Annotated in this window: 21 protein-coding genes; 10 read left to right on the top strand and 11 right to left on the bottom strand. The window is 68.0% G+C overall.

Features of this window, described 5'->3' with window-relative positions:
• Positions 1-95: 95 nt before the first annotated feature.
• Positions 96-1,004: a LysR family transcriptional regulator gene (locus tag AC07OY_RS05540; RefSeq protein WP_495041515.1), complete on the bottom strand. Its 909-nt coding sequence runs from the start codon at positions 1,002-1,004 to the stop codon at positions 96-98.
• Positions 1,005-1,153: 149 nt separating this feature from the next.
• Here AC07OY_RS05540 and AC07OY_RS05535 point away from each other — a divergent pair, with 149 nt between their 5' ends.
• Genes AC07OY_RS05535 through AC07OY_RS05510 form a run of 6 tightly spaced genes read left to right on the top strand, consistent with a single transcriptional unit; the run spans position 1,154 to position 8,206 of the window.
• Entirely contained in the window at positions 1,154-1,666 is a 513-nt protein-coding gene (locus AC07OY_RS05535) for a TRAP transporter small permease (protein ID WP_495041514.1), read from the top strand.
• Positions 1,663-2,985, top strand: a complete 1,323-nt coding sequence (locus AC07OY_RS05530; protein WP_495041513.1) for a TRAP transporter large permease — start codon at positions 1,663-1,665, stop codon at positions 2,983-2,985. The genes AC07OY_RS05535 and AC07OY_RS05530 overlap by 4 nt, the downstream gene beginning before the upstream one ends.
• Before the next feature lie 14 nt (positions 2,986-2,999).
• On the top strand, positions 3,000-4,025 hold the full coding sequence (locus AC07OY_RS05525) for a TRAP transporter substrate-binding protein (RefSeq protein WP_495041512.1): 1,026 nt from the start codon (positions 3,000-3,002) through the stop codon (positions 4,023-4,025).
• Positions 4,026-4,047: 22 nt separating this feature from the next.
• Positions 4,048-5,775 carry a subtype B tannase gene (locus AC07OY_RS05520; RefSeq protein WP_495041511.1) on the top strand — a complete coding sequence of 576 codons (1,728 nt, stop codon included), beginning with the start codon at positions 4,048-4,050 and terminating at the stop codon, positions 5,773-5,775.
• A gap of 12 nt (positions 5,776-5,787) precedes the next feature.
• The gene (locus AC07OY_RS05515) at positions 5,788-7,074 is read left to right on the top strand and encodes a gallate dioxygenase (RefSeq protein WP_495041510.1); all 1,287 of its coding nucleotides are present in this window, start codon (positions 5,788-5,790) and stop codon (positions 7,072-7,074) included.
• 34 nt (positions 7,075-7,108) lie between these two features.
• Positions 7,109-8,206, top strand: a complete 1,098-nt coding sequence (locus AC07OY_RS05510) for a porin (protein WP_495041509.1) — start codon at positions 7,109-7,111, stop codon at positions 8,204-8,206.
• A 169-nt stretch (positions 8,207-8,375) separates the two neighbouring features.
• On the opposite strand, the gene AC07OY_RS05505 is transcribed toward AC07OY_RS05510, so the two are convergent.
• The gene (locus AC07OY_RS05505) at positions 8,376-9,536 is read right to left on the bottom strand and encodes an AAA family ATPase (protein ID WP_495041508.1); all 1,161 of its coding nucleotides are present in this window, start codon (positions 9,534-9,536) and stop codon (positions 8,376-8,378) included.
• A 108-nt stretch (positions 9,537-9,644) separates the two neighbouring features.
• On the opposite strand from AC07OY_RS05505, the gene AC07OY_RS05500 reads away from it, so the two are divergent.
• Positions 9,645-11,648, top strand: coding sequence for a PAS domain-containing hybrid sensor histidine kinase/response regulator (locus AC07OY_RS05500; protein WP_495041507.1), 2,004 nt, complete (start codon positions 9,645-9,647; stop codon positions 11,646-11,648).
• A gap of 6 nt (positions 11,649-11,654) precedes the next feature.
• On the opposite strand, the gene dnaB is transcribed toward AC07OY_RS05500, so the two are convergent.
• The 7 genes from dnaB to ppsA form a co-directional block, all read right to left on the bottom strand.
• Entirely contained in the window at positions 11,655-13,079 is a 1,425-nt protein-coding gene (gene dnaB, locus AC07OY_RS05495) for a replicative DNA helicase (protein WP_495041506.1), read from the bottom strand.
• A 155-nt stretch (positions 13,080-13,234) separates the two neighbouring features.
• Positions 13,235-13,687, bottom strand: coding sequence for a 50S ribosomal protein L9 (gene rplI / locus AC07OY_RS05490; protein ID WP_495041505.1), 453 nt, complete (start codon positions 13,685-13,687; stop codon positions 13,235-13,237).
• Between the two features lie 12 nt (positions 13,688-13,699).
• A complete protein-coding gene (gene rpsR, locus AC07OY_RS05485) occupies positions 13,700-13,990 on the bottom strand; it encodes a 30S ribosomal protein S18 (protein WP_119045494.1) in 291 nt (96 codons plus the stop codon).
• A 44-nt stretch (positions 13,991-14,034) separates the two neighbouring features.
• Positions 14,035-14,328 carry a primosomal replication protein N gene (priB, locus tag AC07OY_RS05480; RefSeq protein ID WP_495041504.1) on the bottom strand — a complete coding sequence of 98 codons (294 nt, stop codon included), beginning with the start codon at positions 14,326-14,328 and terminating at the stop codon, positions 14,035-14,037.
• Positions 14,329-14,379: 51 nt separating this feature from the next.
• Complete coding sequence (gene rpsF / locus AC07OY_RS05475; RefSeq protein ID WP_119045492.1) at positions 14,380-14,742, bottom strand: 30S ribosomal protein S6; 363 nt, start codon at positions 14,740-14,742, stop codon at positions 14,380-14,382.
• A gap of 147 nt (positions 14,743-14,889) precedes the next feature.
• Positions 14,890-16,947, bottom strand: a complete 2,058-nt coding sequence (locus AC07OY_RS05470) for a sodium:solute symporter family protein (protein WP_495041503.1) — start codon at positions 16,945-16,947, stop codon at positions 14,890-14,892.
• 81 nt (positions 16,948-17,028) lie between these two features.
• Positions 17,029-19,425, bottom strand: a complete 2,397-nt coding sequence (gene ppsA / locus AC07OY_RS05465) for a phosphoenolpyruvate synthase (RefSeq protein WP_495041502.1) — start codon at positions 19,423-19,425, stop codon at positions 17,029-17,031.
• 310 nt (positions 19,426-19,735) lie between these two features.
• Here ppsA and AC07OY_RS05460 point away from each other — a divergent pair, with 310 nt between their 5' ends.
• From AC07OY_RS05460 to AC07OY_RS05450, 3 genes are read left to right on the top strand one after another with little or no spacing between them, the layout of a single operon-like run.
• The gene (locus AC07OY_RS05460) at positions 19,736-21,028 is read left to right on the top strand and encodes an HD-GYP domain-containing protein (RefSeq protein WP_495041501.1); all 1,293 of its coding nucleotides are present in this window, start codon (positions 19,736-19,738) and stop codon (positions 21,026-21,028) included.
• Between the two features lie 34 nt (positions 21,029-21,062).
• Positions 21,063-21,884 carry a posphoenolpyruvate synthetase regulatory kinase/phosphorylase PpsR gene (ppsR, locus tag AC07OY_RS05455; protein WP_495041500.1) on the top strand — a complete coding sequence of 274 codons (822 nt, stop codon included), beginning with the start codon at positions 21,063-21,065 and terminating at the stop codon, positions 21,882-21,884.
• Positions 21,884-22,768, top strand: coding sequence for an EamA family transporter (locus tag AC07OY_RS05450; protein WP_495041499.1), 885 nt, complete (start codon positions 21,884-21,886; stop codon positions 22,766-22,768). Before ppsR ends, AC07OY_RS05450 begins: the two co-directional genes overlap by 1 nt.
• Here the strand turns inward: AC07OY_RS05450 and AC07OY_RS05445 are convergent.
• Together AC07OY_RS05445 and AC07OY_RS05440 are read right to left on the bottom strand one after the other, a co-directional pair.
• Positions 22,765-23,091, bottom strand: a complete 327-nt coding sequence (locus AC07OY_RS05445) for a hypothetical protein (RefSeq protein WP_495041498.1) — start codon at positions 23,089-23,091, stop codon at positions 22,765-22,767. The genes AC07OY_RS05450 and AC07OY_RS05445 overlap by 4 nt on opposite strands.
• Positions 23,092-23,132: 41 nt before the next feature.
• Positions 23,133-24,428, bottom strand: coding sequence for a hypothetical protein (locus AC07OY_RS05440; RefSeq protein ID WP_495041497.1), 1,296 nt, complete (start codon positions 24,426-24,428; stop codon positions 23,133-23,135).
• Positions 24,429-24,612: the final 184 nt, after the last annotated feature.

The raw sequence follows: 24,612 nt of genomic DNA, 5'->3' as shown, positions 1-24,612 counted from the left end.
GCCAAGGTGCCGCGATCTTGTGGTGCGGCCGGCGCTGCGCCAAGCGCGGGGCGGCGCTAGCTGCTATGCCTTTGCGGCATGAGGCTGTCCACTGATCAGGCCGCGGTGCTGGTCGTCAGGTGGTGGGCGGCGCGATGCAGATGGGCGAGGAAATGGCGCACGCTGGGCTTGATCGCCGCGTCGGCGCGCGCCAGCGCCACCAGGTTCAGCTTCAAGGCGCCCTCCTGCACCGCGACGATCTCCAGGTGCTGCCCGGCGAAGGGATGCATGGCGATCTGGCGCGGCAGCAGACCCACGCAGTTGCCGCTGGCGATGATGGACAGCAGGCCCAGCGTCGAGTTGACGAGGGCGCCGGCCGGCGGCGGCTTCAGGCCATGGCTCTCGTACAGCGTCCGGGCATAGCCGGCATCGGCCGTCGCTCCGGTGTAGACCCAGGGCGCCTCGGCCAGGTCGGCCAGGCGACGCGCCCGCGCCAGCGGGTTGCCGCGGCGCACGACGATGACCATGTCGATGGGCATCAGCGTCTCCACGACGAACTCGCCCTGCGGCAGATGCTCGGGCAAGGGGCCCAGCGCGATATCGACCTCGCCCTTGCGCAGCCGCGTCAGTTGCGCGATGTAAAGCTCTTCGCTGATGCGCAGCTGGATGTCGGGGAACTCGCGGCCGAAGGTGCGCAGGGTTTCGGGCACCAGCAGCATGACGGCCAGCGGCACCGCGCCGATCGACAGCGTGCCCGTCATGCGGCCGCCGAGCTGCTGGATCTGGTCCACGGCCTGCGTGAGTTCGCGGTCGGCGGCGATGGCTCTTTCATAGAGCACCATGCCCTGGGCGGTGGCCAGCACGCCGGTCGTGGAGCGCAGCAGCAGCGTGGTCGCCAGCTCGCGCTCCAGCTCGCGGATCATCTTGGTCAGCGCGGGCTGTGACACCCCGATCTGCCGTGCCGCCGCGCGCAGGCTGCCCTGCTCGATGGCGGCGACCAGCGCGCGAAGATTTGTCAATTTCACGGGCTGATGATAACGAGCGGTTATCACGCCCCCTCGCACAGCATCTTCTGGCGGCAAGACCCGATTCCTAGACTGCGCCGCAGCTTGACCTGGATCAAGTCACGTCAGAGAGATTGCCGCCATCGCAGCGGCCACGCGAGGAGACATCGTTGGATTCACTACCCTCCGGCGCGCAGCCGCTGCTGCTGCGCCGATTGGAATGGCTTTGCGACGCGAGCGCCGCACTCGGCGCCCTGGTGCTCAGCGCCGTTGCACTGATGACGACGGTCAGCGTCGTCGGCCGCGCCTTCTTTGCCCACCCCATCCTCGGCGATGTCGAGCTGGTGCAGCTCGGCGGCGCCATCGTGGTCGCGAGCTTCCTGCCCTACACGCAGTTCCGCCGCGCCAATCTCATCGTCGACTTCTTCACCACCGGCGCCCGCGCCAGCACGCAGCGCTGGATGGACGCCTTCGGCACCCTGCTCTACACGGCGGTGCTGGCCCTCATCACCTGGCGTGTCGCCGCCGGCGGCATCGCCATGCACGCCTCGCAGGAGCGCTCCATGCTGATGGACCTGCCGCTGTGGATGCCCTATCTGCTGATGCTGCCGGGCCTGGTCCTTTGCGTCGTCATCGGCACGGTGCAGTCAGCCTCGCTGCTGCGTGGGCAGGTGGTGGCATGAGCACGATGTCCATTGGCCTTTCGATGTTCGGCGCCATGCTGGTGCTGATGGCCGTGCGCGTGCCCATCGCCATCGCGATGTTCGTGCCCGGCGCCATCGGCTATGTCTTCCTGTCGGGACTGGACCCGCTGCTGGCCCATCTGAAGGGCGCCGTCTACGGCCGCGTGTCGGTCTACGACCTGTCCGTCATTCCCCTCTTCATGCTGATGGGGGCAGTCGCCGTGCAGGGCGGCCTGTCCAAGGCGCTGTTCGACTTCGCCAACGCGCTGCTCGGGCGCTTCCGCGGTGGCATGGCCATGGCCGGTGTGCTGGCCTGCGCGGCCTTCGGCTCGATCTCTGGCTCGACGGTCGCGACCACGGCCACCATCGCCCAGGTCGCCTATCCGCAGATGCGCCGCATCGGCTACTCGGGGCGCCTGGCCACCGCGGCGCTCGCCACCGGCGGCACCATGGGCGTGCTGCTGCCGCCCTCGGTCACGCTGATGGTCTATGCCATCCTGACCGAGCAGAACATCACCAAGATGTTCTTGGCCGCCTATGTACCGGCGTTGATCGCGGCCCTCGGCTACATCGCGGCAATCGCCGTCATGGTGAGGCTCAACCCGCAGGACGCGCCCGCCGCCCAGGCTGCATCTCGCGAGGAGGTCGTCGGCGCGGCGCTCAAGGTCTGGCCCATCGTCGCGATCTTCGGCGTCGTCTTCGGCGGCATCTATGGCGGCCTGTTCACGGCGACGGAGGGCGCGGCCATCGGCAATGTGCTGACCTGCGCCATCACGCTGCTGCGCCGCGAGATGGACCGCGAGAAGTTCGTCGCCGCGGTGCGAACGACGGCCCAGACCAGCGGCATGATCTTCCTGATCTTCATCGGCGCCGACATGATCAACGCCGCCCTGGCGCTGTCGCAGCTGCCGGCGCAGCTGGCCGATGTCGTCAGCCACCTGCAGATCTCGCCGCTCTTGGTGATGGCCGGCGTGATGGTCTTCTACGTCGTCCTCGGCTGCGTGATGGACGAGATGAGCATGATCCTGCTCACCGTGCCCACCCTCTTCCCCGTCATCATGGGCATGGACTTCTTCGGCCTCGGCCCCGCCGACAAGGCGCTGTGGTTCGGCATCTTGATTCTGACGGTGTGCGAGATCGGCATGATCTTCCCGCCCGTGGGACTCAACGTCTACATCATGAACGGCCTGGCGCGCGACGTGCCCATGGTCGAGACCTACAAGGGCGTCGTGCCCTTCCTGATCACCGACGGCCTGCGCCTGTCGCTGCTGATCGCGTTCCCCGCCACGGCCCTCTGGCTCGTGCATCTGCTGACCTAGAACCCGGAGACAACATGAAACTCAACTTCCTGGCCGCTTGCGGCCTGGTTGCAGCCGCCGCATTGCCCGCACAGGCCCAGGACGTCACGCTGAAAGTGCACTTCTTCCTGCCGATCGGCTCCTTCGCCAGCACGCTGTTCATCCAGCCCTGGTGCGAGCGGATCGCCAAGGAGTCCAGCCAGCGCATGAAGTGCCAGCTGTATCCGTCGATGCAGCTCGGCGGCACGCCGCCCCAGCTCTTCGACCAGGTGCGCGACGGCGTGGCCGATGTGGTCTGGACCCTGCCCGGCTACACCGCCGGCCGCTTCCCCTCGGTCGAGGCCTTCGAGCTGCCCTTCATGATGCAAAGCCCCGAGGCCACCAGCAAGGCGCTGTGGGACTACGTGCAGCTGCACGGCCAGACGGAGTTCAAGGACGTCAAGCCACTGGCCTTCCATGTGCATGGCGACGGCGTCTTCCACATGGCCGGCAAGCCGGTGAAGAGCATGGCCGACCTGCGCGGCCTCAAGCTGCGTGCCCCCACGCGCATGACCAACAAGTTCATCGCCATGCTGGGCGCCACGCCGGTCAGCATGCCGGTGCCCCAGGTGGGTGATGCGCTGTCCAAGGGCGTCATCGACGGCGCCGTCGTGCCCTATGAAGTGGTGCCCTCGGTCAAGCTGCAGGAGCTGTCCAAGTACCACTCCGAGACCGACCCGGCCGAGCCGGCGTTCTACACGTCGACCTTCATCTTCGCGATGAACAAGGCCAGGTACGAATCGCTGCCGGCCGACCTGAAGAAGGTCATCGACAACAACAGCGGCCCGGCGCTGTCGGGGCAGATCGGCAAGGCCTTTCTGCAGGCCGACCACGAGGGCAAGAAGCTGGTGGCACCGGCTTCCGTCAACGTGATCCCGGCGAGCGAACTGGCCGGCTGGAAGCAGCTCGGCAACAAGCTGGCCGCCGACTGGGTCAAGGACATGGACGCCAAGGGATTGGCCGGCGCCAGGTTGCTCGACGACGCCAAGGCCTTGATTTCCAAGCACGCCGCGACGCGCTGAACACCCCATCCGGAGACACGACATGAAACCCTTGTTCGAGCGCCACCCGTTGGCGTTGAAGATCGCCCTCGCATGCGCCGCCGTACTGCCCGCGGCCTGCGGCGGCAGCAACCCCGATCCCGTGCCGCCTGCGCCGGCGGCCGCCGTCGTCGATGCCGAGGACGAAGCGCTGAAATTCGACGCCAGCAAGTACACGACAGTCACCGTCAGCGTCGACGGCGCCGCCGTCAAGCTGCGCCAGCACCGCATCGTCTACGTCGCCAAGCCCGTCAAGATGCTGCTGACCCAGGCGGGCCTGGGCGGCGGCAGCACGGTGACGCTGGCCGACCCCTACGCCTACCAGACCATGATCGTCTCGGTGCCGGAGGACCGGGTCGCCGACCAGAAGACCGCCCTGTACTTCCTCGTCAACAACGGCGGCTGGTGGGCCAGCCCGGTGTCGACCACGATCACCGAAGGCGCCAAGTTCGTCAGCACCAGCGACACCGACAACGTCGGCGCGGCGCTGAAGGCCGGCTATGTCTTCGTCAACGTCGGCACCCGCAGCCGCGGTGGCGCGGTGGCCGAGGATGGCCGCTTCACCGGCAAGGCGCCCGCGCCTGTCGTCGATGCCAAGGCCGCCATCCGCTATCTGCGCCTGAACGACGCGCTGATGCCCGGCTCGGCCGAACGCCTCATCGTCACCGGCACCAGCGGTGGCGGTGGCCTGACGTCGGCGGTGGCCGCCAGCGGCAATAGCTCGGACTACCTGCCCTTCCTCGACGAGGTCGGCGCCGCCGGCCTCAAGGGTTCGGGCGCCACGCTCGCGAGCACGATCAAGGACGATGTGTTCGCGGCGGTCGCCTACTGCCCCATCAACAACCTCGGCAATGCCGACGCCGGCTACGAATACGAGTACACCGCCGCGCGCAGCGACAAGAACACCGGCGCCCTCGGCGGCGTGGCTTATACGACCGGCCTGCAGCCCGCGGCGTCCACGGCCATTGCCGCCCGGTTTACCGCCTATGTGAGCAGCCTCGGCCTGAAGAACGAGGCCGGCGCGGCGCTGACGGCCCAGGGCCTGCGCGACAGCACCCAGGCCTTCATCAAGGCCGAGATCGAGCGCCAGATCGCCAAGGGTACGGCGGTGCCGGCCCTGGGCGGCAACTTCGTGACGGCGCGCGCGACACTCCCCAACGACTGGCTCACGCTCAATGGCACGACGGTGGCGAGCATCGACTACGCCAGGTTCGTCAGCTACGTCGCCGCCAACCAGGCGCTGAAGACGGTGGTGGCCTTCGACGCCGTCGGCGTCACCGGCAACAGGAGCGCGACGACGGGCGCCTGGAATGTCAGCGGCGAGACCAATCTCTTCGGCACCGCAAACACGCGCTATGCCAATTTCACCGAGTGGAGCTGGAACAACAACGCCGCCACCGGCGATGCCTCCGGCACCGACGACACGGGTTTGTCCTGGAACCAGTACACGGCGCTGACCACGACGACGCTGAACACCCAGCTCAAGCTCATCAACCCGCTGGCCTACCTCGGTACCGCTGCCGACAGCGCGCCCTACTGGTATGTGCGCCACGGCATGGTGGACCGCGACACGGCCTTCGCGATGCAGACCCTGCTGTACCACGCGATCAGGAACGACGCGTCGATCAAGGACGTGAACTTCAAGCTGCCCTATCTGGTCGGCCACAGCGGCAACTACGACGTGCAGGAAGCCTTTGCCTGGATCAAGGCCAAGCTGGACGCCAATCCCTGAGCAGCACCTGACATGGCCCAGATCATCGGCGGCATCGCCGCCTCCCATACGCCGACCATCGGCTTTGCCTTCGATCGCGACAAGCAGGACGACCCGGCCTGGGCGCCCATCTTCCAGGCCTTCGCGCCGGTGCAGCAGTGGCTCGCCGAGCGCAAGCCCGACGTGCTGCTGCTGGTCTACAACGACCACGTCACCTCCTTCTTCTTCGACCACTACTCGGCCTTCGCCCTGGGCGTGGGCGAGCGCTGGGCGGTGGCTGATGAGGGGGGCGGCGCGCGCGACCTGCCGGCCATCCAGGGCCATCCGCGGCTGGCCGCCCACATCGGCCAGTCGCTGATGACGGAGGAGTTCGACCTATCCTTCTTCCAGGACCGCGGGCTGGACCATGGCTGCTTCTCGCCGCTATCGGTGATGTGTCCCCACAAGCCGGCATGGCCCGTGCAGCTCGTGCCGCTGCAGATGGGCGTACTGCAGTTCCCCATCCCGAGCGCGCGGCGTTGCTACAAGCTCGGCCAGGCGCTGCGCCGCGCCATCGAAAGCTATCCCGAGGACTTGCGGGTCGCCATCGTCGCCACCGGCGGCCTGTCCCACCAGGTCCACGGCGAACGCGCCGGCTTCAACAACACCGACTGGGACGCGCGCTTCCTCGACCTCTTCGAGCGCGACCCCGAGGCGCTGGCCGACATGGCCCATGCGGAGTACGCGGAACTGGGCGGCTTCGAGGGCTCGGAGGTCATCATGTGGCTGGTCATGCGCGGCGCGCTGGCGGCCCAGATCAGGTGCCTGCACCGTGACTACACCTTGCCGTCCATGACGGGCATCGCGACGGCCATCTACGAGCCGGTTGAACAGGCCTTGCCGCCTGCCGTGCTGCGACGCCACCGCGCCCGCATGGCCGAGCAACTGAGCGGTGCCGAGGCCCTGCCCGGCACCTACCCCTTCACGCTGGAGCGCAGCGTCAAGGGCTACCGGCTGAACCGCTTCCTGCACGGCCTGGTGCGGCCCGAGTTCCGCGCCGCCTTCCTGGCCGACGAGGAAACGGCTTTCGAGCAGGCCAACCTGAGCAGCACCGAGCGCGACCTGGTGCGCCGCCGCGACTGGCGCGGCCTCATCCACTACGGCGCCATCTTCTTCATGCTGGAAAAGCTCGGCGCCGTCATCGGCGTGTCCAACCTGCACATCTACGCCGCCATGCGCGGCGAGTCGCTGGAGGCCTTCCAGCGCACGCGCAACACCCAGGCCCTGTATTCCGTCGCCGGCAAAGAGGCCGGCCCGCTGGACTGGAACAAGAACTCCTGATCCCGCCCACCAACCACAACGAGGAGACCAACCCATGATCAAGCAAGCAATCGCGCTGTCCGCCCTGGCCCTGGCCGCCGGCGCCCAGGCCCAGACCAACGTCACCATCTACGGCATCCTCGATGCCGCCGTGGAGCACCTCAGCAATGTCGGCGCCAACAGCGCCAGCCTCACGCGCGTGCCGGGCCTGACCGGCGGCATCTCGCCGTCGCGCCTGGGCTTTCGCGGCACCGAGGACCTCGGCGACGGCCTCAAGGCCGTCTTCACGCTGGAGCAGGGCCTGGGCGTGGACAGCGGCACGCTGAACCAGGGCGGCCGCGCCTGGGGCCGCCAGGTCTTCGTTGGCCTGCAGGGCAGTTGGGGCACGGTCTCGCTGGGCCGCCAGTACTCCATGCTGTTCTGGTCGCAGCTGGACGCCGACCTCCTCGGCCCGGCCATGTTCGGCTCCGGCTCGCTGGACAGCTATTTGCCCAATTCGCGGGTCGACAACGCACTGGCCTACCGCGGCACTTTCAACGGCTTCACCGTCGGCGCCACCTACAGCTTCGGCCGAGATGCGGTCAACGCCGGCCCCAGCCCCTCGGGCACCAACTGCGCCGGTGAGAACGGCAGCGACACCAAGGCCTGCCGGCAGTGGTCGGCGCTGGCCAAGTACGACGCGCCAACCTGGGGCCTGTCCGCCGCCGTCGACGAGATCCGCGGCGGCACCGGCGCCTTCGCCGGCCTGACCAGCAGCGCGCTGACCGATCGCCGCTCCACCTTGGCCGGCTGGGTCAAGCTCGGCACCGTCAAGCTCGGGGCCGGCGTCATCGATCGCAGGAACGAAGCCAGCGCCAGCACGCCCAAGAGCCAGCTCTGGTATCTGGGTGCCAGCTATCCCGTCAGCCAGGCCTTCTCGCTGGACGGCCAGGTCTTCAGGCTCGACTACCGCAACACCGCCAACCAGGCCACGCTGTTTGCCGTGCGTGGCGTCTACACGTTGTCCAAGCGCAGCTCGGTCTATGCCACGGCCGGCCGCATCGACAACGACGGCACGCTGGCCCTGGGTGTCTCCAACGCGGCCGCCGGCAGCGGGCCGGTGGCGGGTGGCAGTCAGACCGGCCTGGGCGTGGGGATGAGGCACAGCTTCTGACGCGTAGGCCGCGGCCTACACCCCGGCGCGGCCTCGGCGAGATGGCCGCAGCGAGCGCGAGCACCTAGAGTTGTTGCGTCGAAAGCCGGGAGCTGTTGCCTCAACAGGCCGCTCAGCAGGCCAACGACTGAAGGCCCGATGCCATGCGTCGGGCCTTCTCTTTGGGCGCTCAGCGTTCCGGCCAGTGCCAGGGCGGCGTGTCCGACAGGGTCTGCCCTTTCAAGCTCGTCTCGCCCAGCGTCTTGTCCAGCTCCCAGCTGCGGCAATCCTCCTGCTCCTCCAGCGTCGCGATGAGGCGGCGCGCATGCGAGACGACGATGAGCTGGCTGTGGCGGCTGGCGGCGGCGATGAGGCGGCCCAGCGCCGGCAGCAGGTCGGGATGCAGGCTGTTCTCGGGCTCGTTCAGCGCCATCAGCTCGGGCGGCCGCGGGCTCAGGAGAGCTGCCAGCAGCATCAGATAGCGCAGCGTGCCGTCGCTGAGTTCCGCTGCATCCAGCGGCCGCAGCAGGCCCGGCTGGCTCATGGCCAGCCGAAAGCCGCCGGCATCGCGCTGCACGGTCACGGCGGCGCCGGGAAAGGCGTCGTCCAGCGCCGTGTCGAGGGCGTCGCGATCGCCAATCTCGAGGATGGTCTGCCAGGCCGCCGCCAGGTCTGCGCCATCGCCCGCCAGCACGGGCGTGAAGGTGCCCGGCCGCACGCGCCGCGCGGGGGCCTCGGCATCGGTGCGCAGGCTGTCGTAGAAGCGCCAGCCGCGCAGCCGCTCGCGCATGCGCAGGGTCTCGGGCGCCTGCGAAGGGTCGGCATGCTGGGACAGCATGCTGTCAAAGCTCGCCACTGGCGCATCGACAGCCTGCCAGCCACGGCCTTCGCGCAGCTGCAGCAAGGCGTTGCGGCGCTCTGCCAGGGCCGAGGCAGGCCGGTAGACGGGCCCGGCCCAGATGGCTTCGCGCTTGATCTGCGGGTCCTGGGCAAACAGCGAGCCGCTGGGATGCGGCAGGCCCAGCTCGATGGCATAGCTCAGGTCCCCGGCCGCGATGCCCAGCTTCAGCGCCACGGGCTCGCGGCGCGCGCCGCCCTGCACGGGGACCTCGCCGGCCCGCATGGCCCGGGTGATCTCCTCCGGGCCGGCCCACAGCGCCGACGTGAAGCCGCCCTCCAGCGCCAGCGAGGGCAGCAGGCGATTCTGCGCCGCGTCCGCCAGCAGCCGCAGCGCGCGATAGAGGCTGGACTTGCCGCTGCCATTCGGCCCGGTGATCAGCGTGAGCTGGCCCAGCGGCAGGCGCAGTTGGCGCAGCGAGCGGTAGTTGGCAACGCAAAGGGCGGTCAGCATGGCGCGATCTTAAGAAGACCGCGCGGGCATATGGCTTGCCCCGCCCCGCGGGCGCGCGCATGCAGGCACACTGCCCGCACGCACCGCCCTCAACCCGGAAGGACGAACTTGAAAGCCGACGACGAAGGCCTGGCACCCGGCGAGGAACGGTTTCGCCTGCTGGTGGACAGCGTGCGCGACTACGCCATCCTGATGCTGGATACCGAGGGCCACGTGCTGACCTGGAATGCCGGCGCCGAGCGCTTCAAGGGCTACCAGGCCGACGAGATCATCGGCAGCCATTTCTCGCGCTTCTATCCGCCGGAAGCCCTGGCCCGCCGTCTGCCCGAGCATGAGCTGGAGATGGCCGCGCGTGACGGCGCCTTCGAGGACGAGGGCTGGCGCGTGCGCAAGGACGGCTCGCTGTTCTGGGCCAACGTCGTCATCTCGGCGATGCGAGCGCCGGACGGCCGCCTGGTGGGCTTCGCCAAGGTCACGCGCGACCTGACGCAAAGGCGCAACCACGAGGAGGCGCTCAAGCGCAGCGAGGAGCGTTTCCGCCTGCTCGTGGAGGGCGTAGCCGACTACGCCATCTTCATGCTCGACGTGAATGGCCGCGTGGCGTCCTGGAACGAGGGCGCCCAGCGCATCAAGGGCTACGCGGCCGACGAGATCCTCGGCCGGCATTTCTCGGTGTTCTACCCTGCTGAGGTGCGCGAGAGCGGCTGGCCGGAGTACGAGCTGCAGCAGGCCCAGGAGACCGGTCGCTTCGTTGACACCGGCTGGCGGCTGCGCAAGGATGGCTCCAGCTTCTGGGCCCAGGTGACGATCACGGCGCTGCGGGACGAAACCGGCCTGCTGATCGGCTATGCCAAGCTGACCCGCGACCTGACCGAGAGCATGCGCATCGAGGCCATGGAACTGGCCAGCCGCGAGCACGAGGAGATCCTGGGCGCCGAGCGCAACGCGCGCATCACCGCCCAGCGCGCCACGCGCATCAAGGACGAGTTCCTCGCCACCTTGTCGCATGAGCTGCGCACCCCGCTGACCGCCATCCTCGGCTGGACCCAGGTGCTGCTGCGCGCCAAGCCGGGTGACGAGCGCATCAACCTGCAGCGCGCCGTCGAGGTCATCGACCGCAATGCCCGTGCCCAGGTGCAGCTCATCGACGACCTGCTGGACCTGAACCGCATCATGACCGGCAAGCTGAGGCTGGACCTGCAGCAGCTGGGCATGGCTGCCGTCATCCAGGCGGCGGTCGAATCCGTGGCCCCCGCGGCGGCGGCCAAGGGCGTGGAGCTGCAGTCCCTGCTGGACGCCGGCCAGGCCAACGTCAACGGCGACAGCGGCCGCCTGCAGCAGGTCGTCTGGAACCTGCTGAACAACGCCATCAAGTTCACGCCGGCCGGCGGCCGCGTGCAGGTGCTGCTGCAGCGCGTCGACTCGCATGTCGAGTTCAGCGTCAGCGACACCGGCATCGGCATCCCGGCCTCCTTCCTGCCGCATGTCTTCGACCGCTTCACGCAGCAGGACGGCTCCACCACGCGGGCCCATGGCGGCCTCGGCCTGGGCCTGGCGATCTGCAAACAGCTCATCGAGCTGCACGGCGGCAGCGTGCGCGCCGAGAGCGCCGGCGAGGGCCGCGGCGCGAGCTTCTTCGCCCGGCTGCCGCTGTCCATCCTGCAAAAGGCCGAGGAAGAGGGGCAGCACCCGGCCCTGGCCGATGCCCGCGCCAGCGAGAACCTCGCCCTGCCCAAACTGGATGGGGTGCACATCTTCGTGCTGGACGACGAGCCCGATGCGCGTGGCCTGCTGCGCCGCATCCTGGAGGACCAGGGCGCTCGCGTGGTGGCCTTCGCGTCCGCCCAGGAGCTGCTCAAGGCCGTCCAGCTGTCGCGCCCGACCGTCATCGTCAGCGACGTCGGCATGCCCGGCGTCGACGGCTACCAGATGATCCGCGCGCTGCGGGCCACCGAGTCACGCGAATCGCGCATCCCCGCCCTGGCCCTCACCGCCTTTGCCCGCGCCGAGGACCGCAAGCGCTCGCTGCTGGCCGGCTTCCAGGCCCACCTGGCCAAGCCCTTCGACGTGGCCGAGCTCATCCTGCTGGTGGCCAACCTCGCCGAGAAATAGCCGGCGTCAGTACTCGTCGCGCTCCACGCCGACATAGCCCGGCGCGAGGTTCTCGAACTTGGTGTGCATGCGCTGGAACATCAGCTTCACGGTACCCACCGGGCCGTTACGCTGCTTGGCGATGATGATCTCCGCCACGCCCGGTTCCTTGCACTCTTCCTTGGTGTAGTACTCGTCGCGGTAGATGAACATGATGATGTCGGCGTCCTGCTCGATGGCGCCGGACTCGCGCAGGTCGGACATCATGGGCCGCTTGTCGGGGCGCTGCTCCACGGAGCGGTTCAGCTGCGACAGCGCGATGACGGGGCAGCGCAGCTCCTTGGCCAGGGCCTTGAGGCCCCGCGAGATCTCGCCCAGCACGGTGGCGCGGTTTTCCTCGCTGCCGCCACCGTTGCCGCTCATCAGCTGCAGGTAGTCGATGACGATCAGCCCCAGCTGGCCGCAGATGCGGGCCTGGCGGCGCGCACGGGCGCGCACTTCCGAGGGGGACAGGCCCGGGCTCTCGTCGATGAAGATGCTGGCCTTGCCGAGCTTGTCGACGGCCTCGGACAGCCGCCCCCACTCGTCGTCCTTGAGCTGGCCGGTGCGCAGATGGCTCTGGTCGATGCGGCCGATGGAGCCCACCATCCGCAGCGCCAGCTGGGCGGCGCCCATTTCCATCGAGTAGATGACGACGGGCAGGCCCTCGTTGATGGCGACGTTCTCGGCGATGTTGACCGCGAAGGCCGTCTTGCCCATGGAAGGGCGCGCCGCCAGCACGATGAGGTCGCCCGGCTGCAGGCCGGCGGTCTGCTTGTCCAGGTCATAGAAGCCGGTGCGCACGCCGGTGACGTCCTGATGCCCGGCCTCGGCCAGTTCATTGACGCGGTCGATCAGCTGCACGACGAGCTGGTCCATGCTCTGGAAGCCCTGCTTGCTGCGCGAGCCTTCCTCGCCGATCTTGAAGATCTTGCCTTCGGCCTCGTCCAGGATCTGCGTGACGGCGCGGCCCTGCGGGTTCATCGCGGCTGTCGCGATCTCGTCGGACGTCGACACCAGCTTGCGCAGGATGGCACGCTCGCGAACGATCTCGGCATAACGGCGCAGATTGGCGGCACTCGGCACGCTCTGGGCCAGCGCGTTCAGATAGGCCAAGCCGCCGCACTCCTCGGCGCGACCCAGCGAGGTCAGCTCGTCGAAGACGGTGACGACGTCGGCCGGCTTGCCCGCGTTGATGAGCTTACCGATGGCCGTGTACACATGCTTGTGCTCGAAGCGATAGAAGTCGCTCTCGGTCAGCAGGTCGGCCGCGCGGTCCCAGGCGGAGTTGTCGATCAGCAGGCCACCGAGCACGCTCTGCTCGCCCTCGACCGAGTGCGGCGGCACGCGCAGGCGCGCTACTTCATCGTCATGCGGTGCGGCGGAGGAGGAAGCGGGAAAGATCGCGGACATGCCTGTGGACAAACCTGTGGACGAACTGGGTACAGCCGGTGGGTCGAGCGGTAAAACTCAGGCCATAAAGACCGAAGGCCGAAACCCTGAGGGTATCGGCCTTCGTTCGATGATGCGGCGACCAAGTGTCACCGCGCCATCAGGGGAAGCGAGATTTACTCGGCTTCGGCAACCACCTGGACGGTGATTTCCACGACCACATCGGTGTGGGCGGCGACGCTGACCGGGAACTCGCCCACGGTCTTCAGCGGGCCGTTCGGCAGGCGCACTTGCGACTTGGCGATGGCGTTGCCACCCTTGGTCAGCGCGTCAGCGACATCGGCGTTGGTCACGGAACCGAACAGGCGGCCGTCCACGCCAGCCTTCTGGGCGATGCGGACGGTCTTGCCGGCGATGGCTTCACCCAGCTTCTGGGCTTCGGCCAGCTTGGCGGCGGCGATCTTTTCGAGTTCGGCGCGCTTGGCTTCGAATTCCTTGATCGCGGCTTCCGTGGCGCGGCGAGCGGCCTTGGTCGGGATCAGGAAGTTGCGGGCATAACCGTCCTTGACCTTGACGACGTCGCCGAGGTTGCCGAGGTTGGCCACTTTTTCAAGCAGGATCACTTGCATGTCGTCAGCTCCTTAGACCTTGTGCTGGTCGCTGTACGGCAGCAGGGCCAGGAAGCGCGCACGCTTGATGGACACCGTCAGCTGACGCTGGAAGAAAGCGCGCGTGCCGGTCAGGCGAGCGGGCGTGATCTTGCCGTTCTCGGAGATGAAATCGCGCAGCGTGTCGATGTCCTTGTAGTCGATCTGCTCGACACCGGCGACGGTGAAGCGGCAGAAACGCTTACGGCGGAACAGCAACGACTGTTGGTTGCGCTTGGGCTTCTTGTCCTTGGAGAAGCGACCTTTGCCACGAAGAGGGGGCATGTTGGACCTCTGTTAAATCTATCCGGATTCAATACATCCAGGTCTCAGGAAGCAGCGGGTTCGATCACGGTGACGTGGGCGATGAAGCCCCGGCCGTTGCGCTGGTGGGTCAGGAAGCCGCGAAAGATCGCGATGCCACCGACTCCCAGCGCCTGCAACTGCTTGGCCACCTCGCCCACCGCGACCGCCTTGATCTCCAGGGAGATCTTGCGCGGCTTGCCGGCTTCGATGACTTCGGACTCAGCCTTGAGGCTTGCGTCCAGGGCCATCAGCCCGGCGGGGGTGTAACGGATCAGACCGAGTTGCTGGATCTGTGCCTGCAGGTGAAGCTGGTTCACTCAGTAAGCACGCTGCTCGAAAAACCTGGTTCTTTTAGCGATGAGCAGTGCTCAGGCCGCTTCCTGTTGCGGAGCCTTGCGGGCTTCTTCGCGCTCGACGGCCTTCATCATGACCGAGGGGGTCGTGATGGCCTTGTCCTGAACCACGGTGAGGTGGCGCAGCACGGCGTCGTTGAAGCGGAAGCCGGTTTCGAGCTCAGCCAGGACTTCCTTGCTGCACTCGATGTTCAGGCACAGGTAATGGGCCTTGGCGAGCTTCTGGATCAGGTAAGCCATCTGGCGACGGCCCCAGTCCTCGACTCGGTGCACGACACCACCACCGGTGGTGATCAGGCCCTTGTAGCGCTCCAGCATGGCCGGAACTTGTTCGCTTTGATCCGGATGGATCAGCAGAACGATTTCGTAGTGACGCATATTGACTCCTTGTGGATTCCAGCCCGACGGGGGTGTCGGTCTGTGGAAGCCGCATCACGGCGTCTACACGCGGTGCGGCAAGGGGGAACCAAGGATTCTAGCCCGGAAGCGGTAAACGACCAAATCAGGACGCCGCGCGCGGGCGCATCAGAGCGGCGAGCGGCTGCGCAGGCCGTCAACGAAATCACGGTCGCGCTGGGCTGGCGCCGGAGTCAGCAGGCTGACGATGGCCAGCACGAGAGCCCCCGCGGGCACGCCGAACAGCCCGGCCGAAGCCGGTTGGATGCCCCAGATCAGCGTCGCCGGCCCGGGCAACCCGATCAGGGCCCGGGCGCCCGGGTGGGCCATGACGAGATAGCACAGGCAGACGACGAGGCCGGTCAGCATGCCCGCCAGCGCGCCGGCACGGTTGGCGCGGCGCCAGAACACGCCGGCAACCAGGGCGGGGAAGAAGGTCGAGCCGGCGATGGAGAAGGCCGCCGTGACGACGGCCAGGATGTCCGCTGGCCGGCTGGACGCCACCGCCGCCGCAGCCAGGGCCGCGGCCAGCAGCAGGGCCTTGGTCAGCGTGACGCGGCGGGTGCGCGAGGCCTCGGGATTGATGGCCTTGTAGTAGAGGTCATGGGACAGCGCGCTGGAGATGGCCAGCAGCAGGCCGTCGGCGGTGGACAGGGCCGCCGCCAGGCCGCCGGCCGCCACCATGCCCGAGATGACATAGGGCAGGCCGCCCAGTTCCGGCATGACGAGCATGACGAGGTCGGGATGCAGGCGCAGCTCGCCCAGCTGCAAGCGGCCATCGCCATTCAGGTCCACGGCCGACAGCAGGGCCGGATCGACGCGCTGCCACTGGCGTATCCAGGCCGGCAACTGGTCGAAGGACGTGCCGACGAGGCTGTTGAACACCTCCGTCTTGACCATGACGGCCAGGGCCGGCGCCGTCAGATAGAGCAGGCAGATGAAGACCAAGGACCAGGCCACCGACTGGCGCGCCGTCGAGACCGAGCTGGTCGTGTAGTAGCGCGTCAGCAGATGCGGCAGGCCGGCCGTGCCCACCATCAGGCACAGGGTCAGCGCGATGAAATTGCGGCGCGCCTCGCTGGCCTGCTCGCGTTCGGGCGGGCTGCCATCGGGGTTGCCGGCAAAGGGCTGGAGATGCGGCACCAGCCCGGACAGGGGCTGGGCCAACTGAGCCTCGCTGGCCTGCTCGCGCCGCCAGCGCTCCTCCGCTTCATGCGGCGTGCGCGGCAGGGCGGCGCGCTGCTTCTCGGCGGTCTGGATGCGGGCCAGGGGCGCATCCAGGGCCTTCAAGGCGGCGACCTGGGCCGCCGCCCAGGCCTGCTCGTCGGCCAGGGCCTGGGGCACGTCGGCCAGGCGCGCGGCGGCGGCGGCGGCACGCTGCTGGTGGATGGCGCGCACCTGCAGCTCGCCCGGGTCGTGCATCAGCTCGCGCTCGCGCTCGGCCAGCTGGTGCAGCTGCTGGCCATAGACGAGCTGGGGCAGCGGCCAGCCGGTCTGCTTGACGCTGAGCCAGATGACCGGCACCAGATAGGCCAGGATCATGATCAGGTACTGGGCCACCTGGGTCCAGGTGACCGCGCGCATCCCGCCCAGGAAGGAGCAGACCAGCACGCCCCCCAGGCCGACGAAGACGCCGACCTCGAAGGCCAGGCCGGTCAGCCGCGTCGTGATGAGGCCGACGCCATAGATTTGCGCCACCAGATAGACGAAGGACACCAGGATGGCCGCGCAGGCCCCGACGACGCGCAGGGCGCGGCTGTCGAAGCGCTCGGCGAGGAAGTCGCCCAGCGTGAACTGGCCGAAGCGGCGCAGATAGGGCGCGATGCACAGGGCCACGAGGACGAAGCCGCCGGTCCAGCCCAGCACATAGGCCAGGCCCGCGTAGCCGCCGGCATAGAGGGTGCCGACCAGGCCGATGAAGGTCGCCGCGCTCATCCAGTCGGCGCCGGCGGCCATGCCGTTGTACAGCGGCGGCACGCGCCGGCCGGCGACGAAGTATTCGGCCGGGTCGGTGGTGCGGCAGAGGATGCCGATGACGGCATAGACCGCCACCGTCGCACCCAGGAAGGTGTAGCCGATCCAGGACTTGGGCAGGCCGCGCTGCTCGGCCAGGCCCAGGCCGACCACCAGCGCGATGAAGCTCAGCGCGAAGAGGAAGTAGCGGCGGTGGAGGAAGCGGGCGGACACGGCCGCGATGATGGCAACAAAAAGCCCGGATTCCCCTTACGGAGAACCCGGGCTCAGCTTCAATCGCTCAATCGCGAAGACTTACTTGGCCGCCAGGCGCTGCCAGGTCTCGATGACGGTGTCCGGGTTCAGCGAGATGGACACGATGCCCTCCTCGGCCAGCCAGTCGGCGAAGTCGGGGTGGTCGCTGGGACCCTGGCCGCAGATGCCGATGTATTTGCCGGTGGCGCGGCAGGCGCGGATGGCGCGCGAGATCATGGCCTTGACGGCCGGATCACGCTCGTCGAAGTCGCCGGCCAGTTGCTCCAGGCCGGAGTCGCGGTCCAGGCCCAGCGTCAGCTGCGTCAGGTCGTTGGAGCCGATGGACATGCCGTCGAAGTGCTCCAGGAACTGCTCGGCCAGGATGGCGTTGCTCGGCACTTCGCACATCATGATGATGCGCAGGCCGTCGACGCCGCGCTTCAGGCCCCGGTCGGCCAGCATGGAGACGACCTTCTCGGCCTGCTTCACGGTGCGCACGAAGGGCACCATGATCTCGATGTTGCTCAGGCCCATTTCTTTGCGCACGCGCTTCAGAGCCTCGCACTCCATCGCGAAGGCGTCCTGGAAATCACCGCTGATGTAGCGCGACGCGCCACGGAAGCCCAGCATGGGGTTCTCTTCGTCCGGCTCGTAGCGGCTGCCGCCGATGAGCTTGCGGTACTCGTTGGACTTGAAGTCCGACAGGCGCACGATGACCGGGCGCGGGAAGAAGGCGGCGGCAATCGTCGCGATGCCTTCGGCCAGCTTGTCCACGTAGAAGGCGCGCGGCGAGGCATGGCCACGGGCCACCGATTCGACGGCCTTCTTCAGGTCGGCGTCGATGTTCGGATAGTCCAGGATGGCCTTGGGGTGGACGCCGATGTTGTTGTTGATGATGAACTCGAGGCGGGCCAGGCCCACGCCGCCCGAAGGCATCTGCGCGAAGTTGAAGGCCAGCTGCGGGTTGCCGACGTTCATCATGATCTTGATGGGGCAGTACGGCAGCTCGCCGCGGTGTACTTCGCTGACCTCGGTCTCCAGCAGGCCGTCGTAGATGTAGCCGGTGTCGCCTTCCGAGCAGGCCACGGTGACCAGCTGGCCGTCCTTGAGCTTGTCGGTGGCGTCACCGCAGCCGACAACGGCCGGGATGCCCAGCTCGCGCGCAATGATGGCCGCGTGGCAGGTGCGGCCGCCGCGGTTGGTGACGATGGCGCTGGCGCGCTTCATGACCGGCTCCCAGTTCGGGTCCGTCATGTCGGTGACGAGGACGTCGCCCGGCTGTACGCGTTCCATCTCGGCGACGCTGTCGACCAGGCGGACCGGGCCGGTGCCGATCTTCTGGCCGATGGCGCGGCCTTCGGCCAGCACGGCGCTGTGGGCCTTAAGCTTGTAGGCGAGTTCGACCTGGCCGGCCGCCTGGCTCTTCACCGTCTCGGGGCGGGCCTGCAGGATGTAGATCTTGCCGTCGACGCCGTCACGGCCCCACTCGATGTCCATCGCGCGGCCATAGTGCTGCTCGATGATCATGGCGTACTGGGCCAGCTCGGTGACCTCGGCGTCGTTCAGCGAGTAGCGGTTGCGCGACTCGACGGCGGTGTCCACCGTCTTGACCAGCTTGCCGGACGCGGCCTTCTCTTCAGGCGACGCGAACTCCATGCGCAGCAGCTTGGAGCCCAGGTTGCGGCGGATGATGGCCAGCTTGCCGTTCTTCAGCGCCGGCTTGTGAACGTAGAACTCGTCCGGGTTCACGGCGCCCTGCACCACCGTCTCGCCCAGGCCGTAGCTGGAGGTGATGAAGACGACGTCGGGGAAGCCGCTCTCGGTGTCGATGGTGAACATGACGCCGGCCGAGCCGAGGTCGCTGCGCACCATGCGCTGCACGCCGGCGGACAGGGCCACGTCGTTGTGGGCGAAGCCCTTGTGCACGCGGTAGCTGATGGCGCGGTCGTTGTACAGGGACGCGAAGACCTCGCGCATCTTGTGCAGCACCTCGTCGATGCCGACGACGTTCAGGAAGGTTTCCTGCTGGCCGGCGAAGGAGGCGTCGGGCAGGTCTTCAGCGGTGGCGGACGAACGCACGGCGAAGGACACGCCGGGGTTGTCGGCGGTCAGTTGCGCGAAGGACGCGCGCACGCCGGCTTCCAGGTCGGCCGGGAAGGGCTGGTGCTCGATCCAGCCACGGATCTCGGCGCCGGCCTCGGCCAGCGCGCGGACGTCGTCGGTGTTGAGCGTGGCCAGGCGCGCCGCGATGCGCGCGTCCAGGCCCTCGTGCTTGAGGAACTCACGGAAGGCATGCGCCGTGGTGGCGAAGCCTCCGGGGACACGCACGCCGCTGGCGGCGAGCTGCGAGATCATTTCGCCGAGGCTGGCGTTCTTGCCGCCAACAGACTCGACGTCGGTCATCCTCAGGTTCTCAAACGGTACGACCAGGGCGGTCGCCTCGAACAGGGTGGACATGGGGAAACTCCGGGAGGTTGAAAAACCGGTGTCGTCGCGTCGTCCGTGCCCAATGCCGAGCCAGGTTGCTCAAGGCAGGCGCGGCTCCACCCATTTCTGGATTCTTCTCGGAGGATGGGGCGGCGCATGGGGCTGATCGCGAGGAATTGCGGCGGATTCTAGGCTGCGGGTTTCACCTGGGTACGGGAAAAGCCTGTGCAATAAGTCCCAACCCGTCGCCATGTCCCCTCTTCCGGGGTGCCGTGAAAACGTTGCCACCCGGCCGACGCAGCCCGGCCGCCCCAACGCCCAGTCTGTGCAAAATGCCCATGTGACCACCGAAGCCGCTCCCGAAGTCAATCCGCACTATCTGGACCATGTGATCCAGACCTCCGAGTCGCGGCCGGTCGAGGCCAGCGAGGACATCCTGAGCCAGAACGGCATCAAGCTGCTGGCCAAGGGTGCCCAGATCAACGACAAGGTGCGCGAGCGCCTGCTGATGCACAAGCTGCAGAAGCCCCTGGAGGACTGCATCCAGGTCACCGACGGCGTCATGCCGGAGAGCTTCGGGCCGCTGGGCCAGGCCCTGTTCGAGCAGCACCCGCTGCTGCGCGCCCTCTGCGCCCACGACCTCTACCCCAGCGCACCGACGACGCTGGCCACGCTCAAGCTCAGTGCGCCGGTGCAGTCGCTGCTGACCGTCTACGCCGAATACCAGGGCGACCGCCTCAAGCACACCGTCGGCGTCGCCATGCTGGCCCTGGCGCTGGCGCGGCGCATGCTGCCCGGCGAGACCGAGCAGCACAGGATGCTGGCCCTGGCCGGCCTGGTGCACGACGTCGGCGAACTCTACATCGACCCGCAGTACATGCGCCCCGGCACGCCGCTGGGCCCGCAGGAGTGGCGGCATGTCGCCTCCCACCCCGTCGTCGGCGAGCGCGTGCTGCGCGGGATGCCGGGTGCGGGCAAGGAGGTGGCCAGCGCCGTGCTGCATCACCACGAGCGCCTGGACGGCTTTGGCTACCCGCGCGGCGTGCAGGGCAGCGCCCTGCCCCTGGCCGGCCAGATCTTGGCCGCCGCCGAATGGCTGATGGCCCTCATCGAGACCGGCGTGACGCCGCTGACGCGCGCCAGCGTCGCCACCAAACTCATTCCGGGCGAGTTCAGCCGCGAGCTGACCGAAGCCATCACGGCTGCGGCCCAGGCCGACCAGACCCCGGCCGCCAAGCCCGTCGAACCCCAGCCGCTGGAGACGGCCATCCCGCGCGTCGTCAACATCGCGGCCATGCTGAAGCGCTTCCGCGAAGCGCGGCCCTGGATCGAGGAGCGCATCGCCGCCGCCCGCCCGGGGCTCAAGGCCGTGCTGCAGGCCGGCCTGCAGCGGCTGCTGCGCATCCAGACCGCCTTTTCCAGCACCGGCCTCGACGCCCACGACCCCGACGCCCTGGTCGCCGTGCTGTCCGAGCAGCGCGATGCCGAGTTGCAGGTCGAGCTGATGACGGTGGTGGGCGAGCTGGAATGGCGGCTGCGTGAGCTGGAGCGCGAATCGCTGCTGCGCGCCGGCCTGCTGCCGGCCGAGGAAAGCGCCGTCATGGGCGAGCTCATCGCCAAACTGAAAGGCTAGACTGGCCTCGCCCTGAACTTCGCGAGCAGTCCCCATGAACGCCAGAACCGTCTATTTCGTCTCTGACGGCACCGGCATCACCGCCGAGACCTTCGGCAACTCCATCCTCGCCCAGTTCTCGATCAAGGCCCGCCATGTGCGCCGGCCCTTCATCGACTCGGCCGACAAGGCCCATGCCGTCGTCGCCGAGATCAACGAGGTCGCCGTGCGCGAGGCCCAGAGGCCCATTGTGTTCGCCACGCTGGTGGACCGCGATGTGCTGAAGGTCGTGCGCGAACACTGCCAGGGCAAGGTCATGGACATGTTCGGCACCTTCATCGAACCGCTGGAAGAAGAGTTCGGCATCAAGAGCAACCACCGCGTGGGCCGTTTCTCCGATGTGGCCGAGAGCAAGGAATACCACGACCGCATCGAGGCCATCAATTTCTCGCTGGCCCATGACGACGGCCAGTCGGCGCGCAACCTCGACGTCGCCGACGTCATCCTGGTCGGCGTGTCGCGCTCGGGCAAGACGCCGACCTCGCTCTACCTGGCCATGCAGCACGGCATCAAGGCCGCCAACTACCCGCTGATCCCCGAGGACTTCGAGCGCCGCAAGCTGCCCGCACCGCTGCTGCCACACAAGCGCAAATGCTTCGGCCTGACCATCGACCCCGAGCGCCTCTCCTCCATCCGCAACGAGCGCCGTCCCGGCAGCAAATACGCCGACGTGCTGAACTGCCGCTATGAAGTGAACGAGGCCGAGGCCATGATGAAGCGCGACGGCATCTCCTGGCTGTCGTCCACGCACAAGTCCATCGAAGAGATCGCGACGACCATCCTGCGCGACATCCGGCCGGATCGATTGATGTACTGATGCCGGCCCACGCCTTAGCGCTCGTCCTCGCCGCCGCCCTCCTCCACGCCCTCTGGAACCTCGCCGCCAAGAAGTGGGGCGGTGGCACGCATTTCGTCTTCAGCTGCGCCTTGGGCGTCTGCGTGCTGTGGCTGCCCGCCGTGCTGTGGGTGGGCCTGGACGAACTGCCACGCTGGTCCTGGCTGGCCTGGGGCTTTGTCGCGGCCAGCGCCGTCATCCACCTCGGCTATTTCAACTGCCTGATCGCCGGCTACCGCGCCAGCGACCTGACGGTGGTCTACCCCGTCGCTCGCGGCAGCGGGCCCTTCCTGTCGGCGCTCGCCGCGGTTCTGCTGCTCGGGGAGCACCTGGGCGTCTATGGCGCCCTGGGCCTGACCGGCGTCGTCGGCGGCATCCTGCTGATCACGATGGGCCCGCGCCTCATTGGCCGCGGCATCACCCATGACGCCGAGGCTGCCAGGCGCCGCCGCCATGGCGTCTACTGGGGCGCCGCCACGGGCACGCTGATCGCCGGCTACACCGTGCTGGACGGCTATGCGGTCAAGGTGCTGGCCATCTCGCCGCTGATGCTGGACTACTTCGGCAATGCGCTGCGCGTGCCGCTGCAGCTGCCGACGCTGCTGCGCCAGCCGCACAGCTTCTGGCCGGAGCTGAAGCGTTCATGGAAAGGCGTGCTCGCCGTCGCCGGCCTGGGGCCGCTGGCCTACATCCTGGTGCTGATGGCCATGCGCGAGGCGCCGCTGTCGCGCGTGGCGCCGGCGCGCGAGGTGTCGATGCTGTTCGCGGCCTTGCTGGGTGGGCAGCTACTGGGCGAAGGCGAGCGCGGCTGGCGCATCGCGGGTGCGGCGCTGATTGGCGTCGGGGTCATCGCGCTGGCGGTTTAGGACAGCATCGAGGCATTCACCGCGCCGCACTCGGCATCGTCGTCATCGAAGATCACGATGAACCAGAAGGCCTGCTCCGGTGCTCCATGCACCTCGCTCAAGGCCGATGCCGGCCTGGACAGCTTCAGCCTGAGGTCCAGCGACAGCTCCTCGGCCGCGGCCAGGTCTTCACGCGCCACGGCCTGCAGCTCCACGGGCTGGTCGCGGAAGTCGAGCACTACCACGAGGTCATTGGTCTTGAAATGACGCTGCGCGGCTTGCGCGAAGTCGGTGACGCGTTCGTCGAGGATCTCTTGAATGCGGTCGGGCAGGTTGTCACTCACGGAGGCCCCCATGGATGGATGGGCCCATTGTGACAACCCGATCAGAAGCGCTGCGCCTTCAACTGCGCGCACTGCCTGGTCGCGTCCGCCGAGCAGGGCGCACTCGGCTCCACCCAGGCAGCGATGGCGTCGCCGTCGTAGGTGATGGACACCAGCGGCGCGGAGCTGCCGGCGGCCATCACGAGCTTGGTCTGCTTGAGGGTCCAGCTCGTGGTGCTCTGGGACTTGGTCAGCCAGGTCGTGCACACGGCATCGGCTGCCATGCTGTCGCACTCCTGCCAGGCGATGGCGATCCATCCCGACATGGTGGCCTGGCCCAGCAGCCGGGAGACGGCCAGTTGGGACGCCTTGGTGAAGCCCGACCAGGTGTACGTGGTGGTGGAGTACTGGTTCACGAAAACCGAGGGCGGGCCGGACTTGTCGTTGAGTGCCTGCTGCTCGGAGATCGCCCAGACGCCCGACGAGACGACCTTGCGCACATGGTTGATGCGCGGGTTGATGACGACGTATTCCACATGCATGTCGCAGCCCGTGCCGGCATCGTTTGACTCCAGCCACATCACCCGGGCGCCGAGCGAGCCCGGCGAAGTCCCGGTCACGGAGGGGAATCCGGGGCTGTCGTTGCGGCAACCGGGCACGTCCGTCAGCCCCGCACGCGGGTCGCCGTTCATCATGCCTGCGCCGGAATAGGCACCGCTGCCGTCGCGGTTCACCGCAATGCTGAAGCCCTGGCCGAGACCGTTGGAGCCCAGCCATTGGATGGCCGTCTTGCCCTGGAAAGTCATGTACGGCAGCAGGCGTTCGCGAACCGGCTTGGTCGTCATGTAGCCGATCAGCGGGGGCAAGGCTGCGACGTAGCCCTGGACGCCGCCACCCAGATTGATCGAGCCGGGTGTGGCGCCCCAGGAGAAGGTGGTCAGTTCGTTGTCGGCGGCAATATCCCCGTAATTCAGGATCTCGGTGAAGTTGCGCACCTGCTCGTCGGGCAGGCCCGTCGTCAGCTTGTCCGAAAAGACGGGCTCACCGGACGAGGCGGTCGAGAAATCCGCCAGGAAGCCCCGCCAGGTCGTCCCCCACTCCTTCAGCAGCACCGTGTACTTGTTGGGCGCTGCGGTCAGCACCCGGAAGGCGTAGTCCACATTGGCCGAGATCTGGCCGCGCCGCAGCACGCTGGCGCCACTGGGGAGCAGGCCCATGTGTGAACCGGTGGCATAGCTCGGCGCGCGCTCGCGCCAGGACAGCATGGTGCGTCCGGACCGGTCCAGGCGAACCGCATCCAACGCGAGGCAATCGTTCGTGCCCTTGGCGCACGGCGCCGACAGCTCGGCCAGCACCATCGCTGCGGGAGCCGGTGCCGGTGCCGGTGCCGGTGCGGGTGCGGGTGCGGGTGCGGGTGCGGGTGCGGGTGCGGGTGCGGGTGCAGGTGCAGGTGCAGGTGCAGGTGCAGGCGCAGGCGCAGGCGCAGGCGCAGGCGCAGGCGCAGGCGCAGGCGCAGGCGCAGGCGCAGGCGCAGGCGCAGGC

This window comes from Roseateles sp. GW821-FHT09H10 (assembly GCF_059415865.1).
The sequence above is the reverse complement of the archived record's forward strand: the minus strand, read 5'-3'. Positions and strand labels throughout refer to the sequence as shown.